This window comes from Bradyrhizobium sp., assembly GCF_004799445.1.
Classification (GTDB): Bacteria; Pseudomonadota; Alphaproteobacteria; order Rhizobiales; family Xanthobacteraceae; genus Bradyrhizobium.
This window is the reverse complement of sequence record NZ_SSNA01000206.1, coordinates 17,135-28,347: the sequence shown is the minus strand read 5'-3', so window position 1 is coordinate 28,347 and position 11,213 is coordinate 17,135. Positions and strand designations below refer to the sequence as shown.

At 62.6% G+C, this 11,213-nt stretch carries 11 protein-coding genes; 10 read left to right on the top strand and 1 reads right to left on the bottom strand.

The window, feature by feature from the left end; translation table 11 throughout:
- Window positions 1-268: helix-turn-helix domain-containing protein (locus tag E8A46_RS27045; protein ID WP_291567719.1), on the bottom strand; the 268-nt coding region annotated here is incomplete at its 3' end.
- Window positions 269-490: 222 nt separating this feature from the next.
- Here E8A46_RS27045 and E8A46_RS27040 point away from each other — a divergent pair.
- The 10 genes from E8A46_RS27040 (at window position 491) to E8A46_RS26995 (ending at window position 11,152) form a co-directional block, all read left to right on the top strand.
- Window positions 491-1,303, top strand: a complete 813-nt coding sequence (locus tag E8A46_RS27040) for a citryl-CoA lyase (RefSeq protein ID WP_291567718.1) — start codon at window positions 491-493, stop codon at window positions 1,301-1,303.
- Window positions 1,304-1,318: 15 nt separating this feature from the next.
- Window positions 1,319-2,506 (top strand): CoA transferase, encoded by a 1,188-nt coding sequence (locus tag E8A46_RS27035; RefSeq protein ID WP_291567717.1) that lies wholly within the window; start codon window positions 1,319-1,321, stop codon window positions 2,504-2,506.
- Between the two features lie 36 nt (window positions 2,507-2,542).
- Window positions 2,543-3,403 (top strand): extradiol ring-cleavage dioxygenase, encoded by an 861-nt coding sequence (locus E8A46_RS27030; RefSeq protein WP_291567716.1) that lies wholly within the window; start codon window positions 2,543-2,545, stop codon window positions 3,401-3,403.
- Entirely contained in the window at window positions 3,400-3,765 is a 366-nt protein-coding gene (locus tag E8A46_RS27025; protein WP_291567715.1) for a hypothetical protein, read from the top strand. Before E8A46_RS27030 ends, E8A46_RS27025 begins: the two co-directional genes overlap by 4 nt.
- A 316-nt stretch (window positions 3,766-4,081) precedes the next feature.
- The gene (locus E8A46_RS27020) at window positions 4,082-5,761 is read left to right on the top strand and encodes a cache domain-containing protein (protein WP_291567714.1); all 1,680 of its coding nucleotides are present in this window, start codon (window positions 4,082-4,084) and stop codon (window positions 5,759-5,761) included.
- A gap of 359 nt (window positions 5,762-6,120) precedes the next feature.
- Window positions 6,121-6,279, top strand: coding sequence for a hypothetical protein (locus E8A46_RS27015; protein ID WP_291567713.1), 159 nt, complete (start codon window positions 6,121-6,123; stop codon window positions 6,277-6,279).
- A gap of 42 nt (window positions 6,280-6,321) precedes the next feature.
- A complete protein-coding gene (locus E8A46_RS27010) occupies window positions 6,322-7,503 on the top strand; it encodes an amidohydrolase/deacetylase family metallohydrolase (RefSeq protein ID WP_291567712.1) in 1,182 nt (393 codons plus the stop codon).
- A gap of 166 nt (window positions 7,504-7,669) precedes the next feature.
- Window positions 7,670-9,274: an ABC transporter substrate-binding protein gene (locus tag E8A46_RS27005; RefSeq protein WP_291567711.1), complete on the top strand. Its 1,605-nt coding sequence runs from the start codon at window positions 7,670-7,672 to the stop codon at window positions 9,272-9,274.
- A gap of 16 nt (window positions 9,275-9,290) precedes the next feature.
- The gene (locus E8A46_RS27000) at window positions 9,291-10,232 is read left to right on the top strand and encodes an ABC transporter permease (RefSeq protein ID WP_291567710.1); all 942 of its coding nucleotides are present in this window, start codon (window positions 9,291-9,293) and stop codon (window positions 10,230-10,232) included.
- A gap of 20 nt (window positions 10,233-10,252) precedes the next feature.
- A complete protein-coding gene (locus tag E8A46_RS26995) occupies window positions 10,253-11,152 on the top strand; it encodes an ABC transporter permease (RefSeq protein ID WP_291567720.1) in 900 nt (299 codons plus the stop codon).
- Window positions 11,153-11,213 lie beyond the last annotated feature (61 nt).

Here is an 11,213-nt window from a genome sequence, read left to right as displayed (position 1 = left end):
GCAGTCTGCGCCGGGCTGTGGCAGGCGACACGCCGATTCGGCTCGCAACCTCCGTCAGCGCCATCTCGGAATGAGCTTCGTCGAAAGCACCGAGTACGGCCAGGCCGCGCGCGAGCGCTTCGACGAACTCGACCTTCGTGCGTCGGGGCGGCGGCGCCTTGCGTCGCTTGGTTCGTGAGGAAGTCGTCTCGGCTTTTTTTATGGCTGTGGTCCCGTCATTGATCGCAAGAAGTCCAATTTCCGCGGGTCGCGAGTGCCTCCGAAGCAACTGCCGCCCCGCAACAACCGTGAAGCGCCAGCAACGCCAGCGTTCACAACCATTCCATCGGACCTGACACGACTCGGATGCGAAGCCAGCTTTGCCACCCCGCCGCCGTCCTTGACAAGCCGGGGCCGACGGGTGTTCCTATAGCACAAATACGAATATTTTTTCGCCTAGCGAAAAAAATATAAAGCCACGCTCTTAAAGCCACGCTCTTGGAGGAAAGCCTTGAAAATCGGTCCCGCCACCCAACCGACCACCGGCATTTCGGGATCCAACCCGGAAACCATCGTGATCCGCGGCCATGATCTCGTCGGCGAGCTGATCGGGCGGATCTCGTTCACCGATCACGTCTGGCTGCTCGTTTGCGGGACATTGCCCAATGACGCGCAACGCCGGATTCTCGATGCCACGCTGGTGGCAATTGCCGAGCACGGGCTGGTGCCAAGCGTCCAGGCGGCGCGCATGACCCTCGCCGCGGCACCGGAGGCGCTGCAGGGCGCCGTGGCCGCGGGCCTGCTCGGCTGCGGATCGGTCATTCTCGGCGCCTCGGAGGCCGCCGGAGGGTTGTTCAGCGAGGTTGTTGCGCTTCATGAAAGCCTCGGCGGAGCACTCGACATGGCGGCGAGCGAAATTGTCGGCGGTTATCGCCGCGAAAAACGCGCCATTCCGGGCTACGGCCACCCGCTGCACAAGGGCTCCGATCCGCGTGCGGTACGATTGATCGCGGTGGCGCGCGAGCTCGGCGTCTTTGGCCGTCATTCGCAGGCCGCGCTCGCAGTCGAGCGCGTGCTGCCGTCCGTGATCGGCAAACCGCTGGTGATGAACATCTCGAGCGCCATTCCCTGTGTATTGCTGGACGCGGGCTATCCGCTGCTCGCACTCAGGGGCGTGACGATCCTGGCGCGCACGGCAGGCTTGATCGGCCATCTGCTCGAAGAGCAAACCCATCCGATCGGCTTTGCCATGTCGCATGCGGCGGCGTCCGCCATCACCTATGACGGCCCCGCGCCTCCGGGCTTTGTCGCCAACGAAAATTGAGGAAGGCGCACCGGCATGTATGGCGTCCTCAACGGTGTGCGAATCGTGGAGCAGGGAACCTTTATTACGGGTCCCTGCGCCGGAATGATGCTTGGCGATCTGGGCGCTGATGTCATCAAGGTCGAAAGCGCGGGGACGGGCGATCCCTATCGCAGTTTCAGGAACGGACTCTACAGCGCGCATTTCCAGGCCTATAATCGCAACAAGCGCAGCCTGTCGCTCGACATGAAGCGCGATGCCGACCGGGAGCTGTTTTACGATCTGATCCGGCAGGCGGACGTCTATGTGCAGAATTTCCGCCCCGGCGCTGCGGCACGGCTCGGCGCCGACGCCAAGACGTTGCAGTCGATCAACCCGCGGCTGGTTTATTGTTCGATCAGCGGCTTCGGCCCCGACGGTCCGTATGCAAAGCGGCCGGTGTATGATTCCGTGGCGCAGGCCATGAGCGGTTTTCTCGGCGTGGCGATCGATCCCGATCAGCCGCGGTTTATCGGGCCGGCGCTCGCCGACGCGATCACCGGGATCTACGCGTCGCTCGGCATTGCGGGCGCGCTGGTCGAACGATCAAGGACAGGCAAGGGCCGCCTGATCGAAATCTCGATGCTGGAAGCGATGATGCATTTTTCGGTCGAGCCGTTCGCGGGTTATTTCGCGCTCGGCGAAATCCCGAAAGGCACCGACCGACCGCGTCTCGCCCAGGCCTTCATTGTGCGATGCCGCGATGGCCGTCTGTTCGCATTTCACCTGTCGTCGCTGGACAAATTCTGGCAGGCGCTGATCGAGGCTACCGGCGCCACGCAGCTCGCCGACGATCCGCGCTTTTCGGTGAGGCAAGGCCGGATCGACAACTACCGGGAGCTGTCGGCGGCGCTCGACGTCATCTTTTCCGCCCACGATCGCGATTATTGGGTTGCGCGGTTTGAGGGGTTTGATGTGCCGTTCGGGCCGGTCAATTCGATACCTGAGGCGGTCGAGGATCCGCAGGTCGCGCATCTTGGAATGATCGTGCCGGTGGCGGAACGGAGCGAGGGGGGCATCCGCGCGGTGCGGCCGGCCTTTACCTTTGACGGCGAGCGGGCCACCGAGGTCAATGCAGCTCCGAGGATAGACGAGGACGGCAAAGCTATCCGCGATGCGCTGTCGCGCGATCGGGAGGCTTGGCCGGAACGGATGAAACGGGATACTCTTGCAATAACTGCATGAGGACCGGGTAAACCGGCGACAAGGAAGGGGAGGCGAATGGCGGCGCTAGCGGCAGTTCTGGCCACGACACATCATCCTTTTTATCTGAAAGCGACGACCGCGCCGCCTGAGCAGCAGATGCCGCAGGCGATGGAGTGGAAGCGGAAGGTCGAGGCGTATCGCGAAACGCTGACGCGTGCCAAGCCGGATATCCTCGTCATGGTCGGCGCCGACCATTTTCACCAGTTCTTCCTCGACAACTATCCGACGTTCCTGATCGGCAAGGCGGCGCGCTACGATGCCACGTTCTATAACGAGGAGCGCGAGTTCGGGATTCCGAAATACGTGCTGCAGGGGCATGAGGAGCTGTCGAATTTCATGCATCAGGGGCTGCTCGATCGCGGCTTCGACTTCGCCTTCAGTCACGAGCTGAAGCTGGATCATTCGATCATCTGCCCGATCATCACGACGCGTCCGCAAGCGGATCTGCCGGTGGTTCCGATCTACACCAACATATTCGTGCCGCCGTTGCCGTCGCCGAAGCGCTTCTGGGACCTCGGACGCGCCATTCGAGAGATCATCGACGCCTATCCGTCGGACCAGCGCATCGCTGCAGTCGGGTCCGGACATTTGTCACTCGAACTTGGTGGTCCGCGCCAGTTCCAGGAGCACGGCCCCGATCCGGAATTCGACCGGAAAGCGATCGACTGGCTTGCCAGCGGCAACATCGAGGCCATTCTGGAAAATGTGACGCTGGAGAGTCTGGGATCGCACGGCAACGCGACGCATGGCTTCATGGATCTTATCCTGATGATGGGTATCGCCGGTCCGCAGAAGGCGAGCCACGTCGACCATCTCGATCTGTTTCACACCATGGAAGCCTACATCACCTGGTACCCGGAGGGGGCGGCGGCATGAGCAAGTATTACGTCAACAAGTTCCTCTTCACGGTCGACCGCGATCCGGAGCTTCTGCGGCGGTACAAGGAAGATCCGCGATCGCTGGTTCTCACCTGGGAACAGTCGATCGGGCCGCGCCTCAATGATGCCGAAACCTCGACGGTCAACTTCCTCACCGACAGGGAACGCGAGGTACTGATCAACCATGATTATGTGGCGTTGTTCGAAATGGGCGCGCATTTCTTTCTTTGCCTGACGATTTTCATCGCGCTGTACGACGACGAATACACCAAAAAGCACGGACCGCTCTCGTTCCAGCGTGAGTATGCCGCAAAATTGAAGCACTGGTGGGGGCGCGATTATCCGACGATCGCGCTCTAGCGACGGCGCGTCCGATCCAGGACCACAAAAACGCAGGCGGAACTGCCGCGACTAAACCAAACAATTCTTCATGGAGAACGAGCCGATGGGCGTCGCCTGGCAGTCGGCTGCGCGACGCAGCCGTTTTGCCGGAAGGTCTCCTCGATTCCCGCTGTCCCACTGCCGCCGATTTGGGCGGTGGCGCCGCGACCGGCTGGTTGCTCGCGCCCTGGTCGGACGATTTCGGCCCGCATTAGGGGCTGTTTCATTAATTTGAGCTAATTGTCACGCAGGTCTGTGCCACCCCGGCGACGCTCGTTCAGCAATAAGGTGCCCAATGCTTGGCAATCTGCGAATATCCTACAAGCTGTTGATTATGATCGGTCTTTCGGTACTCGGCATCGCGGCCGTTGCCGGCGTCGGGCTTTCGGCGCTGTGGAGCAATCTGATGGAGGATCGCAGGGCCAAGCTCCAGGATGTGGTCTTGCTGGCGCGCCAGGCGCTCGACCTCAACTATCAGGCCTCCCGTCAGGCGGGGCTGTCCGAAGCCGAAGCCCTGGAACGCGGCAAGGTGCTGCTGCGGACATTTCGCTTCGGCAAGGACGATTACTTCTATGCCATAAACGCGCAAGGCATAGCGGTAGCCAATCCCAACCCTAAGGTTGAAGGCAAGAATTTGTACGACGCGGCAGACTCCGACGGCGTCTTCTTCGTGCGCAAGCAGCTTGAGCAGGCCGCCAATGGCGGGGGTTTCTCGTCCTATCGCTTTCCCCGCGCCTCAGGGGGTGAGCCACTGCCGAAATTCTCCTACGCCGTCGACTTCAAGCCGTTTGGCTGGGTGGTCGGCGGGGGAGTTTATCTTGACGACGTCCATGCGATCTTTTGGGATCAGGCGCGTCAAATGGGGATGCTGGTCGGCCTGGCATTGGTGCTGGTCGCCGGCTTGTTTCTCCTGGTCGGCCGCAGCATCGTGAATCCGATCAATGCGATGACAATGGCGATGCGCAAGATCGCCGAAGGCGAGACGGCGACGGCCATCCCGGCCCTGGACCGGGGCGATGAAGTCGGCGCCATGGCGAAGTCGGTACAGGTCTTCAAGGACAATATGATCGAGGCGATGCGGCTCCGTGGCGAGCAAGACGTGTTGAAGGCCCAGGCGGATGCTGATCGGAAACTCCTGCTCAGCAGAATGGCGGACGAGTTCGAACGCGGCGTCAGCGCCTCCCTCGACACCCTGTCCGGCGCCGCGACGGAAATGCAGGCGACATCGAAGGATATGTCCGCAACCGCCGGAGAGGCCAGCCATCAGGCGACCACCGTGGCCGCCGTTGCCGAACAGGCATCGGCCAATGTGCAGACGGTCGCGGCTGCGACCGAGGAATTGTCGTCATCGGTTTCGGAAATCGGACGTCAAGTCACGCAATCGACGGAGATCGCCGGTCAGGCGGTCGCCGAGGCGAACCGCACCAACGTCACGGTGCAGGGCCTGTCGGCTGCGGCGCAGAAAATCGGCGATGTTGTCAAACTGATCAGCGACATCGCCAGCCAGACCAACTTGCTGGCTCTGAACGCAACCATCGAGGCGGCCCGCGCCGGCGAAGCGGGCAGGGGTTTTGCCGTCGTTGCCAGCGAGGTCAAATCGCTTGCCAGCCAGACCGCAAAAGCGACCGATGAAATATCGGCGCAGGTGGGAGCCATGCAAAGCGCGACCGCGGAGGCCGTACAGGCCATCGAGGGGATCGGACGCACGATCGGCGCCATCAACGAGATCACATCGGCGATTTCGCTTGCCGTCGATCAGCAGGGTTCCGCGACCCAGGAGATCGCTCGCAACGTTCAGGAAGCCGCGCAAGGAACTGGCCAGGTTTCGGGCAACATCTCTGCCGTCAACAAGGCAGCCGACAAGACTGGATCGGCGGCCAACAAGGTCCTGTTGTCGGCGGAGCAGCTCAGCGGCCAGGCGGTAACACTGCGCGCCGACGTCGACCGTTTCCTTGCCAATATCCGCGCCGCCTGATCGAATCTCGGCGATCTCGGCGATCTCGGCGATCTCGGCGATCTCGGCGGCTCGTGCTCCGAGAGCGGCATCGCGCCGCTGATGGCGATCGGCCGGTCGCCGCGGCCGGACGCGATTTGACAGCCAATGGTTTTGCAGTGAAGCCGCACGGCTTGCGATCTATCGGGATATCCATCCCATTGCGGTTACAGCGAATCCGGGCAGCTGATGGCGCGCAGCCAGCCCGGTGCAAGGCAGACCTGCACCTCGGCATCCCGCAATTCTCGACGTGGTGGCGCGAAACTTGCTAACATTGATCATCTTCGCTTCGTGCGCTCCCCGGCTTTCCGGACCGCAGCGCGGCGAGGCGAGACCTCGAGATGTTGATTTCCCGAAATGATGGTCGCATGAGCCGCCTTCTCACCGTTGGTGCCGTCCTGATCGGGACGAACCAAGGCAGCGGCGATCGCGCAGCTGTCGTCCAGCCGATGCCCGATCCGATGCGCCGCGCGCGGCAACGCATGCCCCTGCGCGATTGACCGCTCCCGCCGCTTCCTTCCCTGTCACATCAGGAGATTGCAATGCCTGTCGATTTGGTCCTGCGCGGTGGTCGGGTGATTGACCCCTCCCAGAAGCTCGATGCCGTGACGGATGTCGCCTTTGCCGGCGGCAAGGTGGTCAAGGTCGGAAACGAGCTCAAGGTCGATCCGACTACCGACGTGCGCGACGTGTCCGGTTACATCGTCACTCCGGGCCTTATCGATCTGCATACCCATGTCTATTGGGGCGGCACCTCGCTCGGCATCGACGCCGAGGAGTTCTGCCGCAGCTCCGGCGTCACCACGGCGATCGACACCGGCAGCGCCGGCCCGGGTAATTTCGCGGGCTTTCGCAAGCACGTGATCGAGCCGAGCCAGGTCCGCATTCTGGCCTATCTGCACGTCTCGCATGCCGGCATCTATGGCTTCTCGGATCGGGTCATGGTCGGCGAGAGTGAGGAACTCCGGCTGATGAATCCGATCGACGCCGTCAAGGTCGCGGACGAAAACCGCGACCTCATCGTTGGCATCAAGGTGCGGGTCGGCCGTCATTCCTCGGGCACCTCGGGGATCGTGCCGCTCGAAATCGCGCTTGAGGTCGCCGAGCAGGTTGGCATGCCATTGATGGCGCATATCGACCATCCGCCGCCGAGTTACGAGGAGGTGCTCGCTCGCCTGCGTCCGGGCGACGTGCTCACCCATGCCTTCCGGCCGTTTCCCAATACGCCCGCCACCGCGCAGGGCACGGTGAAAAAGGTCGTGCTGGAAGCGCGCGAGCGCGGCGTGTTGTTCGACATCGGCCACGGCAAGGGCTCCTTCGCCTTCAAGACCGCGCGGGCGATGCTCGCCAACGGCTTCTATCCGGACTCCATCTCCTCGGACGTCCATACTCTGTGCATCAACGGTCCGGCCTTCGATCAGGTGACGACCATGTCCAAGTTCCTGTGCATGGGGATGCCGCTGTCCGATGTGGTCAAGGCTTCGACGGTCGATGCGGCGATGGCGCTGCGGCGTCCCGAACTCGGCAGCCTCAAGCCGGGGAGTGTCGGAGACGCCACCCTGATCTCGATCAAGCAAGGCCAATTCGACTACGTCGACGTCGTCGGCGAGCACCTCAACGGCGACCGCAAGATCGTCTCCGAAGGCGTCGTGATTGGCGGTCGCTGGTGGCATCCGCAGCAATCATCGAAATTCAAGCGACTCGCAGGCCAGGCCGGATTGTGATGTGATCCGAAAGTGATCGCTCGAAAATGCCCGCCCTGGCCGGATCTTTTCGGAGCCAGCGGGACGGCGCTGGCATACCATTTGCAAGCAAGGGGAGTGAGGCCGTCGGTCTGACTGGCTCGTTTCAAGCGCAATCGCTATAGTCATTCGAGACTGGGAGAGCTCTATGGATCGCAGGACTCTGTTGAAGGGACTGGCCGGGGCAGGCAGCCTGGCGGCGACGGGCGGCGTTTCGATGCCGGCCCTTTCTCAAGGCGCCGCGGCGCGCACCTTGCGCTTTGTGCCGCAGGCCAACCTCGCGAATTTCGATCCGATCTGGGGAACCCAGTATGTGGTGCGCAACGCCGCCGCGCTGGTCTGGGACACCCCCTACGGTCTCGACGCCGCGCTGCAGCCGCAGCGTCAGATGATCGAGTCCGAGCAAGTCTCCGATGACGGCCTGGTCTGGACCTTCCGCCTCAGGCCGGGGCTGAAGTTCCACGATGGCGAGCCGGTCCTGAGCAAGGACGTGGTGGCGAGCCTGGCGCGCTGGTCCGCTCGTGATCCCATGGGGCTGATGATCAAGGCGATCCAGAACGAGTTGACCGCCGTCGACGACAGAACCTTCAAATGGGTGCTGAAGCAGCCTTATCCGAAGCTGCTTTATGCACTGGCCAAGAACAACTCGCCGTGCAGCTTCGTCATGCCGGAGCGCATCGCCCAGACTGATCCCTTCAAGCAGATCACCGAATATATCGGCTCGGGTCCAATGAAGTTCGCCAAGAGCGAATGGGTGCCGGGTGCAAAGGCGGTATTTGAAAAATTCACGGACTACGTGCCACGGCAGGAGAAGCCATCCTGGCTCGCCGGCGGCAAGCAGATACTTGTCGACCGCGTCGAATGGGTGGTGATCCCGGATCCGGCCACGGCAGCGGCCGCGCTGCAGAACGGCGAGGTCGATTGGTGGGAGAATCCGATCTCCGATCTCGTGCCGCTACTCAAGAAAAACCGCAACATCAGCGTCGACATCGCCGACCCGCTCGGCAATGTCGGTTCATTCCGCATGAATCACCTGCACCCGCCGTTCAACGATGTAAGAGCGCGCCGAGCCGTGCTCATGGCGCTGAGCCAGGAAGACTATATGCGCGCGGTGGTCGGGGATGATACCGCGCTGTGGAAGCCGCTGCCGGGCTTCTTCACGCCGGATACGCCGCTTTACACCGAAGAGGGCGGCGAGATCCTGAAGGGCAAGCGCGACTTCGAAGGCGCCAAGAAGCTCTTGGCCGAGAGCGGTTATGCGGGGCAGCCGGTCTCATGCATCGTGGCGCAGGATCAACCGATCACCAAAGCACAGGGCGATGTCACGGCGGATTTGTTGAAGCGTCTGGGTATGAATGTCGACTTCGTCGCCACCGATTGGGGCACGGTCGGTTCTCGCCGTGCCCAGAAGACACCTCCAGGCCAGGGCGGCTGGCAGATGTTCCACACTTGGCACGCCGGCGCCGACTGTCTCAATCCTGCCGCCTATACCGCCATTCGGGCCAATGGCGACAAGGCGTGGTTTGGCTGGCCCACAAGCCCAAGGGTGGAGACGGAAGTTACGGCCTGGTTCGACGCCAAGAGCCTCGATGAGGAAAAGGCCACGATCAATCGTCTCAACCGGGCTGCGCTCGAGGACGTCATTTATGCGCCGACCGGCTTCTTCCTGAGCTATACGGCCTGGCGCAAGAACATCTCCGGCATCGTGAAGGGACCGCTGCCGTTCTTCTGGGGCGTATCGAAGACCGCATGACGGTGCGGTGACCCACATGGTCTCGTATGTCCTCCGGCGCGTTCTGGCGACCTTGCCCGTGATGGGAATCGTCGCGCTGTTCGTCTTCAGTCTGCTCTACATTGCGCCGGGCGATCCGGCGGCGGTGATCGCCGGCGACCAGGCGAGCCCCGCGGACGTTGAGCGGATTCGCCAGAGCCTCGGCCTCGATCGGCCGTTTCTGGTCCAGTTCGGGACCTGGTTCTGGGGCATCCTGCACGGCGATCTCGGCACGTCGATTTTTACCAGCCTGCCGGTCGCCGCGCTGATCGCCCAGCGCATCGAGCCGACGCTTTCGCTGATGGCGATTACCCTGGTCCTCACCATCGTCATCGCGGTGCCGCTTGGCGTGGTGGCGGCCTGGAAGGCGGGAAGTTGGGTGGACCGCACCATCATGGCCTTCGCCGTGTTCGCCTTCTCGCTTCCGGTCTTTGTTGTCGGATACCTGCTCGCCTATGTATTCGCGCTGGAACTCGAATGGTTTCCCGTGCAGGGCTACACGCCGCTGGCCCAGGGCTTCTGGCCATGGCTGGCGAACCTGATCCTCCCGGCGGTCGCGCTCGGCGGTGTCTACATCGCGCTGATCGCGCGCATTACCCGCGCCTCGATGCTCGAGGTGCTGCAGCAGGATTATATCCGCACCGCCCGCGCCAAGGGCCTCGGGCAGCGCAGCATCCTGTTCGTTCATGCGCTGAAAAACGCCGCCGTTCCGATCGTGACGGTGATCGGAATCGGCATTGCGTTGCTGATCGGCGGCGCGGTGGTGACCGAAAGTGTGTTCGCCATTCCGGGCCTTGGCCGCCTGACGGTCGATGCGATCCTGCGTCGCGATTACCCGGTGATCCAGGGCATCGTCTTGATGTTCAGCTTCCTTTATACGCTTGTCAATCTGGTGGTCGACCTCACTTACACCCTGATTGACCCGAGGATCCGCTATTGACCATTTCGACCACCAGCCGCATGCCGGTGCCACCGGGCCTTGTGATCGCGCAGCAACTGCCGGACCTGCTGCTGCCGGTGAAAATCCGGCGCGGTTTGTCCGGCTTCCTGCGCAACAATCCGACCGTGGCGATCGGCGGTGCCTTGCTGCTCTGCCTGGTGTTGATGGGAATCTTCGCGCCCTATCTCGGCACCGTGGACCCGACCGCGCTGGCCCCTGCCAAGCGGACCCGCGCGCCGTCGGCGGATTTCTGGTTCGGTACCGACGTGTTGGGGCGCGATGTCTATTCACGCGTGCTTTACGGCGCACGGGTCTCGCTCACCGTAGGCCTTTCGGTGGCCGTACTTTCCTCGTTCGCGGGGCTCACCATCGGCCTCGTCTCGGGTTTCGTGCGATGGGCCGATAGTATCCTGATGCGGTTCATGGACGGGCTGATGTCGATCCCGCCGATCCTGCTCGCCGTCGCGCTGATGGCATTGACACGCGGCAGCGTCGGCAACGTCATCATGGCCATCACCGCCGCCGAAATCCCGCGCGTGACGCGTCTGGTGCGCGGCGTCGTGCTGTCATTGCGCGAGCAGGCCTATGTGGACGCTGCCGTCGCCTCCGGCACGCGAGCGCCGATGATCATTCTGCGCCATATCCTGCCCAACACGCTGGCGCCGATGCTGGTCCAGGCAACCTATGTCTGCGCCAGCGCCATGATCGTGGAGTCCATCCTCTCCTTCATCGGCGCCGGCACGCCACCCACCATTCCGTCCTGGGGCAACATCATGGCCGAGGGCAGGGCGCTGTGGCAGGTGAAGCCCTACATCGTGTTCTTTCCGGCCGCGTTCCTGTCTGTCACCGTGCTCGCCGTCAACCTGCTCGGCGACGGCTTGCGCGACGCGCTCGATCCCCGCATGGCCAAGAGCCTGTAGAGAACTTCAGGCGAATTCGAACGCTTCAACGTCAAGAATGCGATGGGCATAACAGACGAAA